The 21,490-nt window shown below is 63.1% G+C and carries 23 protein-coding genes; 3 read left to right on the top strand and 20 right to left on the bottom strand.

Going from position 1 to position 21,490, the window contains the following annotated elements; translation table 11 throughout:
- Positions 1-255 precede the first annotated feature (255 nt).
- The 10 genes from ACF8GB_RS01260 to ccmA are packed head-to-tail and all read right to left on the bottom strand — an operon-like array spanning position 256 to position 7,599.
- Positions 256-678, bottom strand: a complete 423-nt coding sequence (locus ACF8GB_RS01260; protein ID WP_078478874.1) for a hypothetical protein — start codon at positions 676-678, stop codon at positions 256-258.
- A gap of 11 nt (positions 679-689) precedes the next feature.
- Positions 690-1,880, bottom strand: coding sequence for a c-type cytochrome biogenesis protein CcmI (gene ccmI / locus ACF8GB_RS01265; protein WP_392526453.1), 1,191 nt, complete (start codon positions 1,878-1,880; stop codon positions 690-692).
- Positions 1,873-2,349: a cytochrome c-type biogenesis protein gene (locus ACF8GB_RS01270; protein ID WP_058606096.1), complete on the bottom strand. Its 477-nt coding sequence runs from the start codon at positions 2,347-2,349 to the stop codon at positions 1,873-1,875. Before ACF8GB_RS01270 ends, ccmI begins: the two co-directional genes overlap by 8 nt.
- On the bottom strand, positions 2,346-2,882 hold the full coding sequence (locus tag ACF8GB_RS01275) for a DsbE family thiol:disulfide interchange protein (protein ID WP_023533963.1): 537 nt from the start codon (positions 2,880-2,882) through the stop codon (positions 2,346-2,348). The genes ACF8GB_RS01270 and ACF8GB_RS01275 overlap by 4 nt, the downstream gene beginning before the upstream one ends.
- Positions 2,879-4,852, bottom strand: a complete 1,974-nt coding sequence (locus tag ACF8GB_RS01280; RefSeq protein WP_178091263.1) for a heme lyase CcmF/NrfE family subunit — start codon at positions 4,850-4,852, stop codon at positions 2,879-2,881. Before ACF8GB_RS01280 ends, ACF8GB_RS01275 begins: the two co-directional genes overlap by 4 nt.
- An 11-nt stretch (positions 4,853-4,863) precedes the next feature.
- Positions 4,864-5,319 carry a cytochrome c maturation protein CcmE gene (gene ccmE / locus ACF8GB_RS01285; protein WP_058606094.1) on the bottom strand — a complete coding sequence of 152 codons (456 nt, stop codon included), beginning with the start codon at positions 5,317-5,319 and terminating at the stop codon, positions 4,864-4,866.
- Complete coding sequence (ccmD, locus tag ACF8GB_RS01290; RefSeq protein ID WP_023533952.1) at positions 5,316-5,492, bottom strand: heme exporter protein CcmD; 177 nt, start codon at positions 5,490-5,492, stop codon at positions 5,316-5,318. The genes ccmE and ccmD overlap by 4 nt, the downstream gene beginning before the upstream one ends.
- Positions 5,489-6,256, bottom strand: coding sequence for a heme ABC transporter permease (locus ACF8GB_RS01295; protein WP_058639109.1), 768 nt, complete (start codon positions 6,254-6,256; stop codon positions 5,489-5,491). The genes ccmD and ACF8GB_RS01295 overlap by 4 nt, the downstream gene beginning before the upstream one ends.
- 45 nt (positions 6,257-6,301) lie before the next feature.
- Positions 6,302-6,970, bottom strand: coding sequence for a heme exporter protein CcmB (gene ccmB, locus ACF8GB_RS01300; protein WP_058639110.1), 669 nt, complete (start codon positions 6,968-6,970; stop codon positions 6,302-6,304).
- On the bottom strand, positions 6,967-7,599 hold the full coding sequence (gene ccmA / locus ACF8GB_RS01305) for a cytochrome c biogenesis heme-transporting ATPase CcmA (RefSeq protein ID WP_058639111.1): 633 nt from the start codon (positions 7,597-7,599) through the stop codon (positions 6,967-6,969). Before ccmA ends, ccmB begins: the two co-directional genes overlap by 4 nt.
- 161 nt (positions 7,600-7,760) lie before the next feature.
- Between ccmA and ACF8GB_RS01310 the strand changes: the two genes are divergently transcribed.
- The 3 genes from ACF8GB_RS01310 to ACF8GB_RS01320 all read left to right on the top strand — a co-directional run bounded on the left by ACF8GB_RS01310 (position 7,761) and on the right by ACF8GB_RS01320 (position 12,422).
- Positions 7,761-9,311 carry a flagellar hook-length control protein FliK gene (locus ACF8GB_RS01310; protein ID WP_196126061.1) on the top strand — a complete coding sequence of 517 codons (1,551 nt, stop codon included), beginning with the start codon at positions 7,761-7,763 and terminating at the stop codon, positions 9,309-9,311.
- Positions 9,308-9,640: an EscU/YscU/HrcU family type III secretion system export apparatus switch protein gene (locus tag ACF8GB_RS01315; RefSeq protein WP_078478879.1), complete on the top strand. Its 333-nt coding sequence runs from the start codon at positions 9,308-9,310 to the stop codon at positions 9,638-9,640. Before ACF8GB_RS01310 ends, ACF8GB_RS01315 begins: the two co-directional genes overlap by 4 nt.
- Positions 9,641-9,713: 73 nt before the next feature.
- Positions 9,714-12,422, top strand: a complete 2,709-nt coding sequence (locus ACF8GB_RS01320) for a dermonecrotic toxin domain-containing protein (protein WP_392526454.1) — start codon at positions 9,714-9,716, stop codon at positions 12,420-12,422.
- Between the two features lie 32 nt (positions 12,423-12,454).
- Here the strand turns inward: ACF8GB_RS01320 and ACF8GB_RS01325 are convergent, their stop codons facing one another.
- The 10 genes from ACF8GB_RS01325 to ACF8GB_RS01370 form a co-directional block, all read right to left on the bottom strand.
- A complete protein-coding gene (locus ACF8GB_RS01325; protein ID WP_058639114.1) occupies positions 12,455-12,850 on the bottom strand; it encodes a DUF2802 domain-containing protein in 396 nt (131 codons plus the stop codon).
- A gap of 1 nt (position 12,851) precedes the next feature.
- Positions 12,852-13,331 (bottom strand): chemotaxis protein CheW, encoded by a 480-nt coding sequence (locus ACF8GB_RS01330; protein ID WP_003254393.1) that lies wholly within the window; start codon positions 13,329-13,331, stop codon positions 12,852-12,854.
- 4 nt (positions 13,332-13,335) lie between these two features.
- Positions 13,336-14,268, bottom strand: coding sequence for a CheW domain-containing protein (locus ACF8GB_RS01335; RefSeq protein ID WP_058606086.1), 933 nt, complete (start codon positions 14,266-14,268; stop codon positions 13,336-13,338).
- Positions 14,268-15,056, bottom strand: a complete 789-nt coding sequence (locus tag ACF8GB_RS01340; protein WP_392526455.1) for a ParA family protein — start codon at positions 15,054-15,056, stop codon at positions 14,268-14,270. Before ACF8GB_RS01340 ends, ACF8GB_RS01335 begins: the two co-directional genes overlap by 1 nt.
- Before the next feature lie 136 nt (positions 15,057-15,192).
- Complete coding sequence (gene motD / locus ACF8GB_RS01345) at positions 15,193-16,050, bottom strand: flagellar motor protein MotD (protein WP_196186553.1); 858 nt, start codon at positions 16,048-16,050, stop codon at positions 15,193-15,195.
- A gap of 3 nt (positions 16,051-16,053) precedes the next feature.
- On the bottom strand, positions 16,054-16,794 hold the full coding sequence (locus ACF8GB_RS01350) for a flagellar motor protein (protein WP_027915963.1): 741 nt from the start codon (positions 16,792-16,794) through the stop codon (positions 16,054-16,056).
- Positions 16,794-17,912 (bottom strand): chemotaxis response regulator protein-glutamate methylesterase, encoded by a 1,119-nt coding sequence (locus ACF8GB_RS01355; protein WP_058639117.1) that lies wholly within the window; start codon positions 17,910-17,912, stop codon positions 16,794-16,796. Before ACF8GB_RS01355 ends, ACF8GB_RS01350 begins: the two co-directional genes overlap by 1 nt.
- Positions 17,913-17,959: 47 nt before the next feature.
- Positions 17,960-20,194, bottom strand: coding sequence for a chemotaxis protein CheA (locus ACF8GB_RS01360; protein WP_392526456.1), 2,235 nt, complete (start codon positions 20,192-20,194; stop codon positions 17,960-17,962).
- A gap of 12 nt (positions 20,195-20,206) precedes the next feature.
- Positions 20,207-20,995: a protein phosphatase CheZ gene (locus ACF8GB_RS01365; RefSeq protein ID WP_392526457.1), complete on the bottom strand. Its 789-nt coding sequence runs from the start codon at positions 20,993-20,995 to the stop codon at positions 20,207-20,209.
- Between the two features lie 20 nt (positions 20,996-21,015).
- Positions 21,016-21,390 carry a chemotaxis response regulator CheY gene (locus ACF8GB_RS01370; protein WP_167339335.1) on the bottom strand — a complete coding sequence of 125 codons (375 nt, stop codon included), beginning with the start codon at positions 21,388-21,390 and terminating at the stop codon, positions 21,016-21,018.
- Between the last annotated feature and the right edge of the window lie 100 nt (positions 21,391-21,490).

The raw sequence follows: 21,490 nt of genomic DNA on the forward strand, positions 1-21,490 counted from the left end.
AGATCAAGATCAAGATCAAGATTGACGGTCTCGATGGCACTGAGGCTCTTTTGTATGAAGTGTCTTAAGTACTAAGAATTCATCTTGCTCTTTGCGGTGCAGCTGCCTTGTACAACATTACAGGGCTACCCCATTTCGTGCAGGAGCGGTCTTGTACCGCGATGGGCCGCGCAGCGGCCCCGGTTGTTTGGCTGTACCACTTACACAATTAACGCCGTTGTGCGGCCCATCGCGGCCGGTGCGGTGCCGAAAAATCTACTGCCCAAACGCCCGCCCCAGCCCTCCAGGCACACCACTGCTATCGGTCTGCTGCCAAGGCCCATCCGGGCTCACCGACCAGCTCCAGCCGTTGTCGAACCGGTAATACGTCCGCTGGCGGTAGAACGTGTTGGGTTTTTTGTCCAGCACATACACGCCCAACTTGGGGTCCCAGTGGCTCGCCCCGCCCGGCGGCGGGGCAAAGCTTGCCGAGGTGCGCGGCACTGGTTTGGCTGGGGGTGCAGGCTTGCTCCCAGGTCCAGCAGGCTGTCCACCTGGCAGCGGCTTGACCACCGGCCCTTTGGGCGGGAGCCGTTCGATCGGCGGTTCGGGCTCAGGCTGCGAAGCAGGGCCATGCACCGTACAGGCCGACAAACCCAGTGCCAGGGTGATCAGGCTAAGGCGTACCGTCGCGTGCATAGGGAACTCTCTTACGAATCAGGGCTGTCGATGATCAGGCGCTGCTGGGCCTGGGTCGTGTTGGGCAAAGGCGCGCTCTGGCCAACCCACTCGCCGCGGGTCGGCTGCCCATCCTTGGAAACGCGCGCAACCAGTTGGACTTCGGCGAAATCGGACAGTTTCATCTGCGCCATCATCGCATCCGCATCTGAAAGCTCGACCTCGATGGGCAACTGCGCCACCGTCACCCGCTTGGCGGCAAGAGGCATGGGCGGGCCGCTGCTGGCGCGGGCGAAAATGAAGACGGTGTCCTGTGCCTTGACCTTGTCCCGCAAAGCCGGCGCCAATTCCACCCGCACCTTCAAACGCACCGCAGCAGGTGCCGGCGCCTGAGCAGACTGAGTGCCCAACCGTTCAGCTGCACGGTCAATGCCACCCTGCAATGCCGCGCGCGACGCATCCCCTTGCGGCAACTGCGCCAACAGCCGTTTCCAGTACTCGATAGCCTCCTGATAGCGCTCACCTTCAAATGCCGCAATGCCACGCAGCCCCAAGCTGGTGACCTCATTGGGATCGGCTTTCAGCGCCTCGTCAGTCAATGCCTGCAGTTGCCCACTCCAGCGCTTGTCGGCCGCGAAATACAGGGCCTGGGCCCACTGGCCCAGCAACTCGGGCTGGCGACCGGCCAGGGCTACTGCGCGCTCGAACGTGCGGGCCGCCTCGGCAGGGCGTTGTTCGGCCATGTAGGCACGGCCCAGGAAGTACACCGCCTCGGCCGAATCAGGTTGTGCCTGAACCACTCGCTCCAGGCGTGCCGTCATTTCTTCCATCGACTTAGGTGCCTGGGCAAATTCCTGGGTAAGGGCCACTTTGTCCGCCGCACCGAAGTGCAGGTACAGCCCCAACGTCAGCAGCGGCACCAGAACCGCTGCCAGCAACGGCAAGGCCCTGCCCAATTGACGCTGCCTGGCGGGTTCGGCGCCCTCGGTGTCGGCCAGCAGTTCACGGGCGGCTTCGTCACGGCCCTGACTCAATTGCAGGTCATCGAGCACACCCGACGCTTGCTGCGCGGCCAGCGCGGCGATGCGTTCCTGATAGAGCACCACGTTGAGCGCCGTGCGGTCTTGCTCCTGCTGGTGACGACGGCCACGCAGGATCGGGATCAGCAGAAAGCTGAGGGCCGCGAGCAGCAACAAGCCCGCGCTAAGCCAGAATTCAGTCATGGGTGCGTTCTTTTTCCAGCAGGTTGGCCAGCCGTGCGCGCTCCTCGGCTGACAATTCATCAGTGCCTTGCACGGCCGCCAGGCGACGACGCCGTACAATCACTGCCAATACGGCGAACCCGCCGACCAGCAGAATGCCCGGCCCAAACCAGAGCAACCAGGTCCGGCCGCTCAGCGCAGGCTTATAGCGCACGAAATCACCGTAACGGTCGACCATGAAGTCGACGATCTGCTGGTTGCTCTTGCCCTCACCCAGCATGCGGAATATTTCCCGGCGCAGGTCAGCCGCAATGGGTGCATTGGAGTCGGCGATATCCTGGTTCTGACACTTGGGGCAGCGCAATTCCTTGGTCAGTTGCTGATAGCGCTCACGCTCGGCCTGGTCACGAAACTGATAGGTATCGATGGCGGCCTTGGCCACCCCACCGACGCACAGGCTCAAGGTCAGGGCTGCGAACCAGCGCTTCATGGCGTCGCCTCGTCGAGCAGCGCCTGGTAGCGTGGCGCCAACTGCTCGCGCCAGACACTCGCGTCGACCACGCCCACATGCTTGTAGCGAATCACGCCATCGCCATCGATCAGGAACGTCTCCGGCGCACCGTAGACACCCAGGTCCAGCCCCAGGCTGCCCTGCTCGTCACTGATATCCAGCAGGTAGGGGTTGTGGAACTCGGTCAACCACTTCTGCGCTGCGGCGTTGTCGTCCTTGTAGTTCACCCCATAGATGACCACACCCTGGGAAGCCAGCTGGTTGAGATAAGGATGCTCGACCTTGCACGACGCGCACCAGGTGGCCCAGACGTTGACCAGCGCAGGCCGGCCCTGCAGGTCTGCCTGTGTAAGCGTACGGTCGCCTTGGGTGGAAGCCAGCGAAAAGACCGGGAACGGTTTGCCGATCATGGCCGAGGGCAATTCATCGGGCTTGAGAAACAAACCTTTGTACAGGAACACCGCCACCAGCAGGAACACCGCCAGGGGCACGACCATCAACCAACGTTTCATGCAACTGCTCCAGACACACCCAGGGCCTCACGCACCCGGGACTTGACCTTGACGCGGTAGCGCCGGTCGAGAGCCGCCAGCAACCCGCCCAGGCCAGTCAACAGACCGCCCAGCCAGATCCAGCGGACAAAGGGCTTGATGTGCACACGCACCGCCCAGGCACCGTTTTCCAAGGGCTCCCCAAGGGCCACGTACAGGTCGCGGGTAAACCCTGCGTCTATCCCGGCCTCGGTCATCATCGACTGCTGCACGGTGTACAGGCGCTTCTCCGGGTGCAGGGTGGCCACAAGGCGACCCTCGCGGCTGACCACCACCGTGCCCTTGTCGGAAATGAAGTTGGGCCCTTCGAAGTGCCTGGCGCCCTGGAACAGGAAATGATATCCGCCCAGCTCCACGCTTTCGCCGGGGGCCATGCGCAGATCACGCTCGGCGCTATTGTTGCTCGACAGCACCACCCCAAGGGCACACACCGCAAGCCCCAGGTGAGCGACCTGCATGCCCCAATAGCTGCGCCCAAGACCGAGCAGCCCCCTGAGCAGCCCCTTGTGGCGCGTCTTGTCGAGCACATCGCGCAGCCCCCCGAGCACTACCCAGGCGGCCAGGGCGAACGTGGCCAGCACCTGCCAGTCGAAATCGTCGACGATCAGGCCCGCCACCGGCGCCAGCACCGCGCTACCGACCAGAACCGGCGTCATCATGCCAAGTAGCCACTTGCCAGGCGTATCTTTCCACCGCACCACCACCCCTACTCCCAGCACCAGCATCAGCAGTGCCATAAGCGGCAGGAACAGGGCATCGAAATAGGGCGGGCCTACCGAGAGCTTGGCGCCGGTCAGGGCATCGAGCACCAGCGGGTACAAGGTGCCCAGTAAAATCATCGATGCCGCGACCACCAACACCAGATTGTTCGCCAGCAGCAGGGTTTCGCGCGACCACAGGGCAAACCCCACCTGGCTCTTGACCACTGGCGCACGCAAGGCGAACAGGGTCAGTGAGCCGCCGACCACGAACAGCAGGAAGAACAGGATGAAAATGCCGCGCGACGGGTCGGCGGCAAAGGCATGCACGGAGGTGAGCACCCCGGAACGCACCAGGAACGTCCCCAGCAGGCTCAGTGAGAACGCAGCGATGGCCAACAGGACGGTCCAGCTCTTGAACACCCCGCGCTTCTCCGTCACTGCCAGGGAATGGATCAGCGCCGTGCCTACCAGCCAGGGCATGAACGATGCGTTTTCCACCGGGTCCCAGAACCACCAGCCACCCCAGCCCAGTTCGTAATACGCCCACCAGGAACCCAGGGTGATGCCCACGCCCAAGAACGCCCAGGCCACCAGGGTCCAGGGCCGCGACCACCGGGCCCAGGCGGCGTCTAGACGCCCGCCGAGCAGGGCGGCGATGGCGAAGGCGAAGGCGACCGAAAAACCGACGTAGCCCATGTACAGCATTGGCGGATGCACGATCAGGCCAATGTCCTGCAGCAGCGGGTTGAGGTCCCGGCCATCGACAGGCACCTGTGGCAGCAGGCGCTGAAACGGGTTGGAGGTGATGATCAAAAAGCTCAGAAAGCCCACGCTGATCATGCCCATGACCGCCAGCACGCGGGCGAGCATCACCTGGGGCAATTGCCGCGAGAACACCGACACGGCGAAGGTCCAGCCCCCCAGAATCAGCGCCCAGAGCAGCAGTGAGCCCTCATGCGCCCCCCAGACCGCGCTGAACTTGTAGTACCACGGGAGTGCACTGTTCGAGTTGCTGGCCACGTAGGCAACCGAAAAGTTGTCGGTCATGAAGGCATGGGTCAGGCACGCGAACGCGAACGTCAGAAAGGCGAACTGCCCCCAGGCTGCGGGCCGCGCCAGGCTCATCCACAAGCTGTCACCACGCCACGCCCCAATCAGCGGCAGGCTGGCCTGCACAGCCGCGAAGCAGATGGCCAGAATCATCGACAGTTGGCCGAGTTCGGGTATCACCAAGGCTGCGTTCATGGCCGCGCTCCCGTCTGGGTTGCCGCCTGGCCGCTTTCTTTCAGCGCCTTGCTGACTTCAGGGGGCATGTACTTTTCGTCATGCTTGGCCAGCACTTCGTCGGCCACCACCACGCCGTCGCCGTTGAGCTTGCCCAAGGCCACGATGCCCTGCCCTTCACGGAACAGGTCCGGCAGGATGCCGCGGTAAGTGATGGGTACGGACTTGTTGAAATCGGTGACCACGAAGCGCACGTCCAGCGAGTCGGAGGAGCGTTGCACCGAGCCCTGTTCGACCATGCCGCCGGCGCGGATGCGCGTGTCCAGCGGTGCCTCGCCATTGGCGATCTGGGTGGGGGTGTAGAACAGGTTGATGTTCTGTTGCAAGGCAGTGAGGGCAAAGCCCACGGCAACCCCGACGCCGACCAGCAGACCGACGATGAGCAACAGGCGTTTCTTGCGCTGCGGATTCACTGCGTTTTCTCCCGGCGCAAGCGGCGCGCCTCTTCTTGCAGGTAGCGGCGCCGGGCCAACACCGGCACGGCGACGTTAAGCGCCAGCACCGCGGCGCAGATGCCGTAGGCCGACCACACATAAAGGCCGTGGTGACCCATGGCGATGAAATCACCGAAACTGGCGAAACTCATGGCACGACCCTCCCAGCCAGGCTGCTCGATATTTCTTCCTTCACCCAACTGGCGCGTGCCTCGCGCTTGAGTACCTCAAGGCGCATGCGCATCAAGAGCACCGCGCCAAAGAAGCAGTAGAAGCCCAGCGCCGTGCACAACAGCGGCAACCACATATCGGCGGGCATCGCAGGCTTTTCGGTCAGGGTAAAGGTGGCGCCCTGATGCAGCGTGTTCCACCACTGGACCGAATACTTGATGATGGGAATGTTCACCACGCCAACGATGGCCAGCACGGCGCAGGCTTTTGCCGAGCTGTCACGATTACTGATTGCCTGGCCCAGCGCAATGATGCCGAAGTACAGGAACAACAGGATGAGCATCGAGGTGAGGCGCGCATCCCACACCCACCAGCTGCCCCAGGTTGGCTTACCCCAGATGGCTCCGGTCACCAGCGCCACGGCGGTCATCCAGGCGCCGATGGGGGCAGCGCATTGCAGGGCGACATCGGCCAGCTTCATCTTCCACACAAGTCCCACCACACCGGCCACCGCCAGCAGAACGTAACAGGACTGGGCCAACATCGCGGCCGGGACATGGATGTAGATGATGCGAAAGCTGTTGCCCTGCTGGTAGTCCTGGGGCGCGAAGACCAGCCCCCAGACCACGCCGACCACCAACAAGAGCCCGGCAGCGATGGACAGCCACGGCAACATGCGCCCGCTAATGGCATAGAACCATTTCGGAGAGCCCAGCTTGTGAAACCACGTCCAGCTCATTTTCATCAGGGTGCATCCAGGGTATTGGCCAGGCTTCAAAGCCCAGGCTCGTTATTCGCCGACGCTGATTTTCAGGCCGGCGGCGATCGCAAAGGGTGCCAGGGTCACGGCCAGGGCCGTCAGGCTGGCGAGCCAGAGCAGGTGGCCGGTGGCGGGCATATTCTGCAACGCCGCCTGCAATGCACCACTGCCCAGGATCAATACAGGGATATACAACGGCAGAATCAGCAATGCCAGCAACAAACCGCCGCGCTTGAGGCCGACCGTCAGCGCAGCGCCCACCGCGCCCAACAGGCTCAACACCGGCGTGCCCAGCAGCAGCGAGCCCAGCAGCACCGGCAGACAGTGCCCTGGCAGGCCGAGCATCAGCGCCAGCAATGGTGCCAGCAACACCAGCGCAAGCCCGGAGAACAGCCAATGCGCCAGTACTTTGGCCAACACCATCAGTGCCAGCGGATGCGGCGAGAGCACCCACTGCTCCAGCGAGCCATCTTCGAAGTCGCTGCGAAACAGCCCGTCCAGGGACAACAGCACCGCCAGCAGTGCAGCCACCCACATAAGCCCCGGGGACAGGTTCTGCAGCATCTGGGTCTGCGCCCCGACGGCCAAGGGGAACAAGGCCACCACGATGGCGAAGAACACCAGCGGGTTGGCAAGCTCCGCAGGCCGGCGAAACAGCAACCGCGCTTCGCGTCGCAACAACAGGGTAAAGACGCTCATGCTGCCCACTGCCCCAGGTTGAGTTCTCGGTAGCCCGCAGGCGTGTGGGACAGGGTGTGGTGGGTGGTCAGCACCACGGTGCCACCGTGCTCGCAATGGGCGGCCAGATGGGCCTCCAGGTCCGCGACGCCCTGTTTGTCCAGGGCAGTGAACGGCTCGTCCAGAATCCACAACGGTGCGGCTGCCAGATGCAGGCGCGCCAGGGCCACGCGGCGTTGCTGCCCGGCCGACAAGGTATGGCAAGGCACGTCCTCGAAACCGCGCAGCCCGACGGCAGCCAGGGCCTGCCAGATCTGTTCGCGGCTGGCTGGACGGTGCAGTGCGCACAGCCAGGTCAGGTTCTCTTCGGCTGTGAGCAGTTCCTTGATGCCCGCGGCATGGCCAATCCACACCAGGATGCTGGCCAACGCATGCCGCTGTTCGTCCAACGGACGTCCACCGAGCAGGATCTGACCGGCGGTCGGCTGCATCAGGCCAGCCAGCAGGCGCAACAGGCTGGTCTTGCCGCTGCCGTTGGGGCCGCTGATCTGTAGCATGTCGCCTGGCCGCAGTTCGAAGGCAAGGTGCTCGAACAGCAGGCGCCAGTCGCGCTCGCAGGCCAGGCCCACGGCTTGAAGATGAAGGGTCACAGTTCTGCCTTATCGTTCTAGGGTTCGGATGACGCTACCCGGACCCCTACCACTCAAGTCACCCGGTGCGCTGCCGTTATACTGGCAATCACGGGCGGGCGGCATTATTACATGCACAGCCAGGCTGCCAAGAGGCTGGGTACCTAAGGTTGTATACAATCATGACTGAAATCAATAGTCTCGGCCTGCAAACCCTGAACGGCGCCCAGGCAATCAAGGCGGCGATGACCGGTGAACTGCTGCGCCTTACCCAGGCCCAGCCCGGGTTGCTCGGCCCTGGCGAGACCGCGCAGGCTGAAGTGGTTGCCATGCGCCAGACCGGCCAGGAGTTTCAGCTGGTTTTGCGTCTGCTGCAAGCCAACGGCCTGCAGACCCAACTGCAAGCCAGCGCCAGCCAGCCTTTGCCCCAGGGCAGTCAGGTGACCGTGAGCCAGCCCGAAGCCGGCCGGCTGGCCATTTTGCTGCAGCAGGCAAGTACCAGCCAGGTCTCGACCCTGACGCGCCTGGACACCGCCCGGGTACCGGTCGGTAGCCTGTTGCAGGGCAAGGTGTTGACCAATCAGGTGCTGCCCGAAACCCCTGGCCAGCCTGCCAGCTACCGGGCGCTGGTGAGCCTTCTGAATACCGCCCAGGCCGGTGCCGTGCTGGCCGTGGACAGCCCCAGGCCGTTGGCGATCGGCAGCCTGCTCAGTGCGCGCGTGCAGGGTGACCAGTCCTTGCAGTTCGTCCCCTTGGCCGGCAGGCAGGACCAACTGGGTATCGCCCAGCATCTGGGCAGCCAGCAAAATCGCCAGGCCTCGCTCCCGAGCCTGTTGGCCGGCCTGCAACAGTTGGCGCGCGACCCGGAGGCTGACAGCCCGCTGCGCACGACGATCGAGCGCCTGCTTGGCGCGCTGCCGACGGCCCAGCAACTGGGTGATGCAAAAGCCGTTGCGCAGGCGCTGCTCAACAGCGGCGCCTTTCTGGAGGCAAAACTGATGACCGGGGCCACGGCGGGGCTGGGCGCCGATCTCAAGGCCAACATGCTTCAACTCATTACCCAGATCAGCACTAACGCCGCCCTTGGCCCACCACCGGCCAGCCTGGCAGCGGCCGTGCCGGCGCTGGTTCGAAACGCGCTGGGCACGCTCGAACGGGTAAGTCCCAAGCCCCAGCCGGGCGCATTCCCGCTGCCCTCAAGACTGTTGCAGGCCTTGGAGGACGAAGGTGATCTGGAGCAATTGCTGCGCTTGGCCGCAGCTGCCGTTTCGCGCCTGCAGAGCCACGCCATGAGCAGCCTGCAGCAAAGCGGCACACTGGAAAACGGCAACCTGCAGACCACTTGGCAGACCGAAGTGCCCATTCGCCACGGGCAGGAATTCGTGCCCCTGCAGGTCAAGCTTCAGCGCGAAGAAACCCCTCAACAGCAGGCCGACCGCGAGCATCAGGCCCCTGATGCGTTGCAACCGTTGTGGCGGATCGAACTGGCTTTCGATCTGGCGCCGCTCGGCCCGCTGCAGGTCCAGGCCCAATTGGCCCAAGGCCGTCTCAACGGCCAGCTGTGGGCCGAGCGCGAACCGACCGCTCGCCTGATCGAGCGCCAGCTTGGTGCACTGCGTGAACGCCTGCTGGCGCGTGGCCTGGAGGTCGATGAGCTGCACTGCTACCCCGGCGCACCTGCGCAGGGCCCCCGGACACGGGTCGAACAACGCTGGGTGGACGAAAACGCATGAGTACCCCTACCCCCCGCCAGGCCGTAGCACTGAGCTACGATGGACAACAGGCGCCCACACTCAGCGCCAAAGGCGACGATGAACTGGCCGAAGCCATCCTGGCCCTGGCGCGCGAACATGAAGTACCCATCTACGAAAACCCGGAGCTGGTGCGCCTGCTGGCACGCCTTGAGCTGGGCGAGCAGATTCCCGAAGCGCTGTACCTGACCATCGCCGAAATCATCGCGTTCGCCTGGCAGTTACGCGGCAAAGTGCCAGCGGGCTTCGACGATGCTCCGGCCCAACCACGCGACGTTACGCCCAGGCACTTGCGCCTGCCCGAAGGGTAGTAATCGGCTAAGGCCCCATGCGACGATGGGGCCGACACTGTATCGGCTCCTTTTACTGCATGAGTCGATGACCATGGCTGATACACGTGTCAATTCGGTTGGCCTGCGCTACGTGCGCGGCCACCTGCAACACATCCCCCGCCCCGACCGCCAGGCCGCCAGCGACATACGCGATTGGGCCTGCCGCCAAGGCCATGACCTGGACCCGGATCAGACCGACGTGGTCACCCTGCACTACAGGGGCGATCAAGCCGTCGTGGTTCAGCGCCTGTCCCTGACCGAAGCGGTGCTGTCCAACTGGCAAGGGGAAAACAGCAAGGATCTGGTCGGCCAGCTTTTCCCTGGCGGCTGGGCCGGCCATCTCCCTGCCCACCCACTACGCATTGTCGAGCGCTTGCCCGACCTGGGGCCATGGGCGCAGGGTGGCGCCTATTCTGTGTTCAACGGGCTGTTTCGCCGCACCGAACCTAGACGCTATGACATCACCACCCATTTACCCATCGACGTCGAGGCCATGCAGCGCTTCGTCTGGGAGCTGGACTTCCATGCCCGTTTCGTCGCCATGCTCGACGCGTATTGGCACGAGGCCAGCGACAGCCACCGACAAGCGCTGCAGATCGGCTTCGTGGCAGCCTGTAACAAGCAAGTCCAGGAAGGTTCGCTGAGCGAGGCAGGCCGACAGATGCTCTGGGAAGCCGCAGGCCTGGCGCCGCGCGCTGACAGCCTGAGGATCAGAGCGCTGAATGTGTATGGCTACGCGGCTACCGACCTGATTGGCATTGCCGACCAGAAGCGGCGCAAGGTCCTGCTCTACCTGCCAGGCAATGCCTCACCCTTCCATGAGTTCGGCAGCCTGGGCGCCATGAAGGACTGGGTCGGTGAACAGTGCCGCGATCCGGAAAAGCGTCAGGCCCTGCGCCGCTATTTTCGGCTGGCCGACACGCCGGATGGGCTCGACTTCAGCGGCTTGGACACTGCGCTTGAGGGGTTGGGCGCCTATCCTGCGATCCATTACCGATCACCCAACCGACCGGGTTTCACTACCGACGGCCCCTGGCCGCCGAAGAAATACGTGTACTACAAACTAAAAAAATACAGCCCGTTGATCGAGGGCGACCTATTCACGGCGCTTACCGAGCGCCAACGCAAGCGCAGCTATGCCGATGCCGACTTCATCATCACCAGTGACCAGGCCGTAACCAAGGCGAAATGGCGCGGGTATCTGGCTACCTCAATCAATTTGCTGGCGCCCTTGGCTATCGTTATGCCGGCACTGGCGCCCATGCTCGCCCTGGCAGGCGTGGCGCAATTCGGGCTTGGCCTGGACCAGGCAATTGATGGCAAAACGCTCGAAGACCAGGCTGAAGGCGTTTCCAACACGGTCTTCGGTCTGCTGAACGCCCTGCCTCTGGCTAGCGAAGCGGCGACGCGCGCCACCGAGCTATTTTCCCTCAAGCGCGTGCGATTCTTTACGCCTGTCCGTTTGAACGATCAGCTGGGTTACCCACTGAGCCCGATCAACCCACCCCATTTTGCAGAACCCGAGATAGGCGCTTTCTTCGACAACGCCATCGAGCCAGTACAGGCTGATGACAGCCCTGTGGCGCGTTCAGTCATACGAATACCGGTCAGCGAGGAAGGGCCTGCGGAGCTGCAGACCGAAGTGGGCGGCTACAACATAACGGTGCTTTACGACAGTGAGCATGACGCTTTCATCACCGAACAGGCCTCGAATGATCTCAACCCGCCCTACTACCAGGCCATGCCCGGGCGACGCAGTTTGATCCGAATCGATGTCACGACACGCCCAGTGACCGATCAGATGCGCTCGGCGACCCTCAAGGGGCTTGGTGTCGATCTGCCGCTACCGATTGAAATGCCCCCCGTCGCGCAGGATACAGTGCACCCGATTCCTAAAACCATCTCCAGCCTTTGGGTTGGCAACAAAGTTATAGCGCCTGAGCTGGTGGATAACCTGGCGGCCAACGCCGAGCGCCTGAGCAACAGCTCGTTCAGTTACCGCTTGTACCTGTCCAAGGCAGACCCCGAGGCGTTCGAGACCAACCGCCAGTTACTCGGTCAGCGCGCGCCCAATCTGCAGGTGCTGCCATTAGAGGACCAGCCCTTCTATGCCCGTTTCAGTGAAAGCCCCCATTTCGAGCAATACCGGGATGCCGTAAACGCCCCCGGGGCCAATTTCTCCTCGGCATCGGACATTTTGCGCTACCCGATGCTACACGCGCAGGGCGGGATCTACATGGATGTGGACGATACGTTGCTTGCCCATCCCGAGGCGCCGGAGGATCCCGCGCGTGCAGCCATAGAGGCTGTGGACCTGGCCACGACCCCGGACGGTTTCATTCTGGGGGACCCGGCAAACAACGACACCCTCGGCATGCATTGCCACTACAACAGCAACATGATTGCCAGCCATCCAGGCAACCCCAACCTGCAAGCGATCAGCGAGGCCATGCATGCACGCTACCAGGCCAATGGGGACTTCTATCAGCATCGGCCAACGACCGACATGCCAGGTTTCAAGGCCTACGCCAGACGCCTGAACCACCTCACAGGCCCAGGAGTGCTCAACGACGTGATCGATCAACACCTCCCCAAGCTTCAACGCTTGCGCCAGCTCTGCAATCTGCAGAGCTTGCCGCAGAGCAAGCCATTGTTTTTGCTTGCAGGCAAAGAAGCGCAAATCAAATCAGCCGTAGAACACGACCTGGCCTTGAACCGTGTTGCCCGCGTAGGCAACTACCATTCCTGGAGCAAACCCTGAAATGCACAGGGCGACTTGCGTCGCCCTGATATTCAGTTGTTGCGGTGCAGTTTGCTCATCAGCTCAGCCTCGGCCTGGGTTAGACCGCAGGTTTCGGTAAGCTCCGACACGCTGGCACCCATGCCGACCAGCCGTGCAGCCTGGGTGAAGGTGACGCTGCTCGGGTCACGCTGCTCAAGCCGCTCCAACCGGTCGGGCAGCGTGGCCACTGCACCGCGCAGCTCATGGATGGCCTCGCCCATGCGCACGGTGACGTTCTGGTAATCATCGAGCCGCTTGCCGAGGTCCTTGATACGCTGGTCGCGCAGGGCATCGCCAATGGCCTGCTGAGCAGCCAGCTCGCGCTGACGCTTGGTGTAGTTCAGGAAGAACCACAGGCTCAAGGCCCACAGCAGGGCCAGTAAAATGACGCCGACCTCGAAAATCAAGTCAGATGTTCTCCAGTTCCGACCACTCTTCCTCGGTCATCATCTTGTCCAGTTCGACCAGAATCAGCAGTTCGCCATTCTTGTTGCACACACCCTGGATAAACTTGGCCGATTCTTCGTTGCCCACGTTGGGCGCGGTTTCAATCTCGGACTGGCGCAGGTACACCACCTCGGCAACGCTATCGACCAGAATGCCGACCACTTGCTTGTCTGCCTCGATGATGACGATGCGGGTGTTGTCGGTGACCTCGGTTGGCATCAGCCCGAAGCGCTGGCGCGTGTCGATCACGGTCACCACGTTGCCGCGCAGGTTGATGATACCCAGCACATAGCTGGGCGCACCCGGCACCGGGGCGATTTCCGTGTAGCGCAGCACTTCCTGCACCTGCATCACGTTGATGCCGTAGGACTCGTTGTCCAGACGGAAGGTAACCCACTGCAGGATCGGATCTTCAGAACCTTGTGCGGACGACTTTTTCATTCCCCTACCCCTTGAAATCCGCCTTTGGCGGTGTGTTCGGTGTGATGTGCGGTTTGGCGTGCAGCTGCTTGACGGCGCCGCTGGCGATCAACTCGGCCAGCTCCGCCACGTCCAGCAGTGCACACATGTGTTCAATGACCGTGCCGGCCAGCCACGGCCGCTGGCCCCGCTGGCTACGCCACTTGATCTCGGACGGGTCCAGGCGCAGCGAGCGGCTGACCTGATGCACAGCCAGCCCCCATTCATAGCCCTGGACAGAAATGACGTATTGCAGGCCCTGCCGGAAATCGTCGCGGTAGCGGTCGGGCATGACCCAGCGCGCGGTGTCGAGCACCTTGAGGTTGCCAGCCTGGCACGTGAGGATGCCCAGGAACCACTCGGGCTGCCCGAACAGCGGCGTCAGCTCGCGATCGGCCAAGGTATAGATCGAGCCCAGGCACACCAGCGGCACGGCCAGGGTCAGGCCGGCCACATCGAACAGCAGGCACTCGAACGGCTCGGCAGCCCAGGCCGGACGCCCATCGACGGTGGCCGGCGGTACGGGCACGTCCGGTGCGGGCAGGTGGACGTCCACCAGAGGCATTGCCGGCGCTACAGTCGGCGTATCGATCAGGACCGGGATGCTGGCCTCTGCCACCACTGCCTGTTCTACTACCGCCACCACCGGCGGCTGCACCGGTATCACGCTAGGCAATACCGCAAGCCTGGGCTCGGCGAACGGCCGTTCAGGTGCGGCAGGTGCCGGTTTTGCCTGGGTGGCCTGGCCTGGCTCGCGCCCATCGCGGGCCTGCTCCTGGCGCACCGCCTGGGCGAAGTCATCTGCCGTGTCTGACGCTGGCAGCGCCTCCAGGGGCTCGGTGGCTTCCTGGAGCAGACCGTCGAGATACGACTGCAGCGCCAACTGAGGCTTGCTGCTCACTTGCCGTGTTTGTGTCATCAGGCCACCTGCGCCGCGGGCGTGTAGGTCAACAAGTGCTTGAGCAGCGCCCGGTAGGCCACCAGCCCGCGGCTCTTGTTGTCGAATTGCGACGGCGTGACGCCCTGGCGGCTCGCATCGCGCAGCCGCGTGTCCACGGGAATATAGCCCTGCCATACCTGTTCGCCGTAGGCATCGCGCAGCGACTTGAGCGTTCCCAGGGAGGCCTGGGTACGCCGGTCGAACAACGTCGGCACGATCTGGTACGGCAGCGCCTGGCGCCGGGAGCGGTTGATCATGGCCAGGGTGCCGACCATGCGTTCAAGGCCCTTGACGGCCAAAAACTCTGTCTGCACCGGGATGACCAGTTGCTGGCTGGCCGCCAGCGCATTGACCATCAACACCCCCAGCAAAGGGGGACTGTCGATCAGTGCGAAGTCGAAGTCCTGCCACAGCTGCGCCAGACTCTTGGCGATGACCAGCCCCAAACCGTTCTGGCCGGGCGATTGCCGCTCCAGTACGGCAAGGGCGGTGCTGGAGGGGAGCAATGATATGCGCTCGTCACTGGTGGGCAACAGCAACTGCCCCGGCAGCCCATCCGGAACGCTGCCCTTGTGCAGGAACAGGTCGTAGCAGCTATGTTCCAGCGCATCGGGGTTATGCCCGAAATAGCTGGTCATCGACCCATGTGGATCAAGATCGACGACGATCACGCGCTTGCCGGCGTCGGCCAGCAGGCCAGCCAGGGCGATGGTGGTGGTGGTCTTGCCGACGCCACCTTTTTGATTGGCTACTGCCCAGACTCTCATCAGGCAAACTCTATCCGTGGGTGAGGCAGGGAGCATGGTGTGCCCGCTGCCTTGCTGGAAAATGAAAGGCTTGGATGGCTGTCGGTCAAGCGCCGCGCGTGGACATCCGCCAATGGGGCGACAGAGAATTGACGAGTCACTGCCCTGCCACCGCTGCTGAGCTTGCCGGTGCACTTTGTGTGCCAGCCCGGCGCAGTGCAGCATCGGGCGTGGCATTGGCAGCACCGGTGCTGGTCAGGCTGCGGCGCACCTCGAGGTTGCGGGATATCACCAGGACCACGCGCCGGTTGCGGGCCCGCCCTTCGGGGGTATCGTTGCCCGTCACAGGCTGATACTCGCCATAGCCCACCGATGCCATGCGCCCGGGGTTCACGCCGCCCATGGCCAACAGCCGGACGATACTGGCGGCGCGGGCCGAGGATAGCTCCCAGTTGGTCGGGTACTGCGCGGTACGGATAGGCTGGTTATCAGTGAAGCCTTCGACGTGCACCGGGTTGGCGAACGGCTTGAGTATGGCCGCCACCTTGTCGATGATGGCAAACGCATTGTCACTGGGCATGGCATCGCCACTGCCGAACAGCAACGAGGAATTGAGCTCGATCTCGATCCACAGCTCGTTACCCCGGATCGTCATCTGATCACCCCTGATAAGGTCGCCAAAAGCGTCGCGCACCTCATCGGCGATGGTCTTGAGCGGGTCGTTGCTGGCGGTCGACACGCCAGCATCAGGCTGCTCGCTGTCCTTGACCAAGGGCTGCGCAGGTCGCACGGCCAACGGGCGCTCATCCCCGATGGGAATGGGCCTCATGCTGCGCTCAGGGTCATTGAACACCCCCAGCAGGGCTTGGGACACCACCTTGTACTTACCCTCGTTGACCGAGGAAATCGAATACATCACCACGAAAAAGGCGAACAGCAAGGTGATGAAGTCCGCGTAGGACACAAGCCAGCGCTCGTGGTTTTCCGGCTCCTCGGCATGACGGCGGCGACGCATGGGCTACTCCATGAAGCCTTGCAGCTTCAGCTCGATTGAGCGCGGGTTCTCGCCTTCGGCAATGGACAAGAGGCCTTCGAGGAGCATTTCCCGGTAGCGCGACTGGCGCAGTACCAGCGCCTTGAGCTTGTTGGCAATGGGCAACAGGATCAGGTTGGCACTGGCAACGCCGTAGATGGTCGCCACGAACGCAACGGCAATGCCGTTGCCCAGCTGCGCCGGGTCGGCCAGGTTGCCCATGACGTGGATCAGGCCCATCACCGCGCCGATGATCCCGATAGTCGGCGCGTAGCCGCCCATGCTCTCGAAGACTTTGGCGGCCTGCAGGTCACGGCCCTCCTGGGTCAGGAAATCCACTTCGAGAATACTGCGAATGGCTTCGGGCTCGGCACCGTCTACCAGCAACTGCAAGCCCTTGCGCGCGTAGGGATCGGGCTCGCCATCGGCCACCCCTTCCAGCCCGAGCAGGCCTTCCTTGCGCGCCGTCAGGCTCCAGTTCACGACCCGATCGACCCCACCCGGCAGATCGACCCGCGGTGGAAACAGGATCCAGCGCAGGATCTGCAAGGCGCGCTTGAACGAGGAGAGCGGCGATTGCAGCAAGGCGGCCGCCAGGGTACCGCCCAATACAATCAGCGCTGCCGGCCCGTTGATCAGGGCGCCCACGTGGCCGCCTTCGAGGAAATTGCCGCCCACGATAGCGACAAAAGCCAGGATCAGGCCGATCAGGCTGAGCACGTCCATCAGACGCACGCCTCCACCAGGTGCCGGCCGATATCGTCCAGGCTGTACACCGCATCGGCCAGGTTGGCCTTGACGATCGCCATGGGCATGCCATAGATCACGCAGCTGGCTTCATCCTGTGCCCACACCGTGCTGCCCGCCTGCTTGAGCAAGCGCGCCCCTTCCCGGCCGTCCGCGCCCATGCCGGTCAGCACCACGGACAGGACCTTGTCGCCATAGGACTTGGCTGCCGAGCCGAAGGTGATATCCACGCAGGGCTTGTAGTTGAGCCGCTCGTCACCGGGCAGAATCTTCACGGTGCCACGGCCATCGATCATCATCTGCTTGCCGCCGGGCGCCAACAGCGCAAGCCCGGGACGCAGGATGTCGCCATCTTCGGCTTCCTTGACGCTGATGCGGCACAGCTTGTCCAGGCGTTCTGCAAAGGCTTTGGTGAAGGCTGCCGGCATGTGCTGAACGAGCACGATCGGCGCCGGGAAATTGCCTGGCAACTGCGTCAGCACCCGCTGCAAGGCCACCGGCCCCCCAGTCGAGGTGCCGATGGCCACCAACTTGTACGGCTTGCGCTTGGGCGCTGGTGAATGCGCAGCGGCTGGCCTGACGGGCGCGGCGGCGCTTCGTACCGGGGCCGGCCCTGCAGCGCTCGTGGCCGTTGTGGGCGTCGGCGCGGAGGCCGCAGCGGGCGCGGGCGCCGGGCGGGCGTAACTGGTCATGCGGCGGTTGCTACGCGACAGGGTATGCACCTTCTCGCACAGCATCTGCTTGACCTTCTCGGGGTTGCGCGAAATATCTTCGAAATTCTTCGGCAGGTAGTCTACCGCCCCGGCATCGAGCGCATCGAGCGTGACCCGAGCACCTTCATGGGTGAGCGACGAGAACATCAGCACAGGCGTCGGGCACCGTTGCATGATGTGCCGCACCGCCGTGATGCCATCCATCATGGGCATCTCGTAGTCCATGGTGATCACATCGGGCTTGAGCGCAAGCGCCTGGTCGATCGCTTCCTTGCCGTTGGTTGCAGTGCCCACCACCTGGATCGTCGAGTCCCCCGAGAGGATTTCCGAGACGCGGCGGCGGAAGAAACCGGAATCATCCACCACCAGGACCTTGACTGCCATAAACACTCCGTTAGGTGACGCCCCCGGCCAGGGGGACGCCACCGAGATCAAATACGCCGCGCGGCGTAACGCTTGAGCATGCTCGGGACGTCGAGAATCAGCGCAATGCGACCGTCGCCGGTGATGGTGGCCCCGGACATGCCCGGGGTGCCTTGCAACATCTTGCCCAGTGGCTTGATTACCACTTCTTCCTGGCCCACCAGTTGATCGACGACAAAGCCGATGCGCTGGGTGCCGACCGACAAGATCACCACGTGACCTTCGTGCTGTTCTTCATGCACCTGGCCCTGGACCAGCCAGCGCTTGAGGTAGAACAGCGGTAACGCCTTGTCCCGTACGATCACCACTTCCTGACCATCGACCACGTTGGTGCGCGACAAGTCCAGGTGGAAGATCTCGTTGACGTTGACCAGCGGGAAGGCGAACGCCTGGTTGCCCAGCATCACCATCAAGGTCGGCATGATCGCCAGGGTCAGCGGGACCTTGATGACGATCTTCGAGCCCTGCCCCTTGGCCGAGTAGATGTTGATCGAGCCGTTGAGCTGGGAAATCTTGGTCTTGACCACGTCCATGCCCACGCCCCGCCCAGAGACGTCGGAAATCTCGGTCTTGGTGGAAAAGCCTGGGGCGAAGATCAGGTTGTAGCAGTCCGACTCGCTCAAACGGTCGGCGGCGTCCTTGTCCATCAGGCCCTTTTCCACGGCCTTGACACGCAGCACGTTCGGGTCCATACCTTTGCCGTCGTCGGAAATCGACAGCAGGATATGGTCACCCTCCTGCTCGGCAGACAATACGACGCGCCCTGTGCGCGCCTTGCCCGCAGCCTCGCGCTCATCGGGCGTTTCCACCCCATGGTCCACGGCATTGCGCACCAAGTGCACCAGCGGGTCGGCCAGCGCCTCGACCAGGTTCTTGTCCAGGTCGGTTTCTTCGCCCACCAGTTCAAGGTTGATCTCTTTCTTCAACTGCCGCGCCAGGTCACGCACCAGGCGTGGGAAGCGGCCGAACACTTTCTTGATCGGCTGCATGCGCGTTTTCATCACCGCTGTCTGCAAGTCGGCGGTGACCACATCGAGGTTCGACACGGCCTTGGACATGGCTTCATCGCCGCTGTTCAGGCCCAGGCGTACCAGACGGTTACGCACCAGCACCAGTTCGCCGACCATGTTCATGATCTCGTCCAGGCGCGCGGTGTCGACCCTGACGGTCGTTTCCGCTTCGCTGACCGCGTGCTTGTCGGCGCTCGCCGCCGGCGCCCGTGGGGCAGCAGCAGGCTTGGGCGCTGCAGCAGGTGGCGCCGCGCCAGCAGGACGGCTGACTGCCGGCGCCTCGACCTTGGCTGGGGCTGCAGCCTGAACACTGGCAGGTGCTTCGACGCCAGCCACGTCGCCATTGAACTTGCCCTTGCCATGCAGCTGGTCCAGCAACGCTTCGAACTCCTGTTCGCTGATGTCGTCGCCCGTGGTGGCAGGCGCTGGCTCGACAGGCGTCGCAGCCTTGGCTGCGGGCAAGGCATCAGCCTGGAACGTGCCTTTGCCATGCAACTGGTCCAGCAGCGACTCGAACTCGGCGTCGGTGATTTCGTCACTGACCGGCTCGGCCGCGGCAGCCACCGGCTGGGCGGTCACTTCGGCACTGAACTGGCCTTTGCCATGCAACTGGTCGAGCAACGACTCGAATTCGGCATCGGTGATGTCGTCACCCTGGCCGCTGACGGGCTCGGCAGGCATCTGCTCGGCCGCTGCGGCCTGGGCCTTGACCGCGTCGAGCGAATCGAGCAGCTGCTCGAATTCGCTGTCAGTGATGTCCGCCTCGGTCGCTTGCGGTGCCTGCTGCACAGCCGCGGGCTCAACCGGCACGGGCGCCGCCGGGGCTGGGGCCTCGTCGGCGCTGCCAGGCTCTGCCAGACGCGCCAGGGCTGCCAGCAGCTCTGGCGTGGCCGGGGTCACTTCGCTGCGCTCACGCACTTGGGCAAACATGCCGTTGACGGCATCCAGTGCTTCGAGAACCACATCCATCAGCTCTGCATCGACCCGGCGCTCACCTTTGCGCAGCACGTCGAACACGTTCTCGGCGATATGGCAGCACTCCACCAGCTCATTGAGCTGGAGGAAGCCGGCGCCCCCTTTTACAGTGTGGAAACCGCGAAAAATCGCATTGAGCAAGTCGGCATCGTCAGGGCGGCTTTCAAGCTCGACCAGCTGCTCGGACAATTGCTCAAGTATTTCACCGGCTTCTACCAGGAAATCCTGAAGGATTTCTTCATCGGCGCCGAAGCTCATCAAAGGTGCTCCTTAAAAACCCAGGCTGGATAGCAGATCGTCGACATCGTCCTGACCGGACACGACGTCTTCACGCTTATCGGCATGAATCTGCGGACCTTCACCCCGAGTCGGATGTTTTTCTCGATCTTTTTCTGCGCGCAATTGATCCTGGTCATGCTGGATGCCCGCAAAGCGGTCGACCTGGCTGGCCATCATCACCAATTTCAGCAGGTTGCTTTCCACCTCGGTCACCAACGCCGTGACGCGCTTGATCACCTGCCCGGTCAGGTCCTGGTAATCCTGGGCCAGCAGGATGTCGTTGAGATGGCCGGCCACCTTGCGGTTACCCTCAGCGCTGTGTGCCAGGAAACCGTCGACGCGCTTGGCCAGGTCGCGAAACTCCGCGGCATTCACTTCGCGGCGCATGAAGCGCTGCCAATCGGCACTCAGCGCTTTGGCCTCGCTGGCCAGATCGTTGAGCACAGGCGTGCTTTCCTCGACCAGGTCCATGGTGCGGTTCGCCGCCCCTTCGGTGAGCTTGACCACATAGGACAGGCGTTCGGTGGCGTCGGTAATCTGCGACACCTCCTCGGCCTGGGGTATGGTCGGGTCGATCTGAAAACTGACGATGGCGCTGTGCAGTTCGCGGGTCAGCTTGCCCACTTCCTGGTACAGCCCCCGATCGCGGGTCTGGTTCAACTCGTGAATGAGTTGCACCGCCTCGCCGAACCGTCCGCGCTCCAGGCTTTCGACCAACTCCTGGGCATGCTTCTTGAGGGTCGATTCGAACTCGCCCAATGACGTGTGTGATGAACTCATGGCGCGCCCCCTGACGTGACTCAGCCGTTGACGCGTTCGAAGATCTTCTCGATCTTTTCTTTGAGCACCTGGGCGGTGAACGGCTTGACCACATAGCCATTCACGCCTGCCTGGGCGGCCTCGATGATCTGGTCGCGCTTGGCTTCAGCGGTCACCATCAACACCGGCAAGGTCTTGAGCTTGTCGCTGGCGCGGACTTTGCGCAGCAGGTCGATACCGGACATGCCTGGCATGTTCCAGTCGGTTACCAGGAAATCGTAATGGCCACTTTCGAGCATCGGCAGCGCCGTCGTGCCGTCATCGGCTTCGTCGGTGTTGGCGAAGCCCAGGTCACGCAGCAGGTTCTTGATGATGCGCCTCATCGTCGAAAAGTCGTCGACGATGAGGATTTTCATGTTCTTGTCCAATTAGACCTCCAAGCAGTCTCAAACGCGCTCGGCCCCGAGCGCGCACTCAATCGATTCGGTACAACGTGGAAAACGGCAACGACGACGG

It is taken from the genome of Pseudomonas sp. xss_4, assembly GCF_043104125.1.
Classification (GTDB): Bacteria; Pseudomonadota; Gammaproteobacteria; order Pseudomonadales; family Pseudomonadaceae; genus Aquipseudomonas; species Aquipseudomonas parafulva_B.

What these genes read in the sequence shown, in the direction of transcription:
- ACF8GB_RS01355 (WP_058639117.1), bottom strand. Translation starts at nt 17,912, where the DNA reads ATGGCAGTCAAGGTCCTGGTGGTGGATGATTCCGGTTTCTTCCGCCGC.
- ACF8GB_RS01365 (WP_392526457.1), bottom strand. Translation starts at nt 20,995, where the DNA reads ATGAGTTCATCACACACGTCATTGGGCGAGTTCGAATCGACCCTCAAG.
- ACF8GB_RS01370 (WP_167339335.1), bottom strand. Translation starts at nt 21,390, where the DNA reads ATGAAAATCCTCATCGTCGACGACTTTTCGACGATGAGGCGCATCATC.
- ccmB (WP_058639110.1), bottom strand. Translation starts at nt 6,970, where the DNA reads ATGAGCGTCTTTACCCTGTTGTTGCGACGCGAAGCGCGGTTGCTGTTT.
- ACF8GB_RS01275 (WP_023533963.1), bottom strand. Translation starts at nt 2,882, where the DNA reads ATGAAACGTTGGTTGATGGTCGTGCCCCTGGCGGTGTTCCTGCTGGTG.
- ACF8GB_RS01335 (WP_058606086.1), bottom strand. Translation starts at nt 14,268, where the DNA reads ATGACACAAACACGGCAAGTGAGCAGCAAGCCTCAGTTGGCGCTGCAG.
- ACF8GB_RS01295 (WP_058639109.1), bottom strand. Translation starts at nt 6,256, where the DNA reads ATGAAAATGAGCTGGACGTGGTTTCACAAGCTGGGCTCTCCGAAATGG.
- ACF8GB_RS01315 (WP_078478879.1), top strand. Translation starts at nt 9,308, where the DNA reads ATGAGTACCCCTACCCCCCGCCAGGCCGTAGCACTGAGCTACGATGGA.
- motD (WP_196186553.1), bottom strand. Translation starts at nt 16,050, where the DNA reads ATGCGTCGCCGCCGTCATGCCGAGGAGCCGGAAAACCACGAGCGCTGG.
- ACF8GB_RS01310 (WP_196126061.1), top strand. Translation starts at nt 7,761, where the DNA reads ATGACTGAAATCAATAGTCTCGGCCTGCAAACCCTGAACGGCGCCCAG.
- ACF8GB_RS01260 (WP_078478874.1), bottom strand. Translation starts at nt 678, where the DNA reads ATGCACGCGACGGTACGCCTTAGCCTGATCACCCTGGCACTGGGTTTG.
- ccmD (WP_023533952.1), bottom strand. Translation starts at nt 5,492, where the DNA reads ATGAGTTTCGCCAGTTTCGGTGATTTCATCGCCATGGGTCACCACGGC.
- ACF8GB_RS01350 (WP_027915963.1), bottom strand. Translation starts at nt 16,794, where the DNA reads ATGGACGTGCTCAGCCTGATCGGCCTGATCCTGGCTTTTGTCGCTATC.
- ACF8GB_RS01320 (WP_392526454.1), top strand. Translation starts at nt 9,714, where the DNA reads ATGGCTGATACACGTGTCAATTCGGTTGGCCTGCGCTACGTGCGCGGC.
- ACF8GB_RS01360 (WP_392526456.1), bottom strand. Translation starts at nt 20,194, where the DNA reads ATGAGCTTCGGCGCCGATGAAGAAATCCTTCAGGATTTCCTGGTAGAA.
- ACF8GB_RS01340 (WP_392526455.1), bottom strand. Translation starts at nt 15,056, where the DNA reads ATGAGAGTCTGGGCAGTAGCCAATCAAAAAGGTGGCGTCGGCAAGACC.
- ACF8GB_RS01270 (WP_058606096.1), bottom strand. Translation starts at nt 2,349, where the DNA reads ATGAAGCGCTGGTTCGCAGCCCTGACCTTGAGCCTGTGCGTCGGTGGG.
- ccmI (WP_392526453.1), bottom strand. Translation starts at nt 1,880, where the DNA reads ATGACTGAATTCTGGCTTAGCGCGGGCTTGTTGCTGCTCGCGGCCCTC.
- ACF8GB_RS01330 (WP_003254393.1), bottom strand. Translation starts at nt 13,331, where the DNA reads ATGAAAAAGTCGTCCGCACAAGGTTCTGAAGATCCGATCCTGCAGTGG.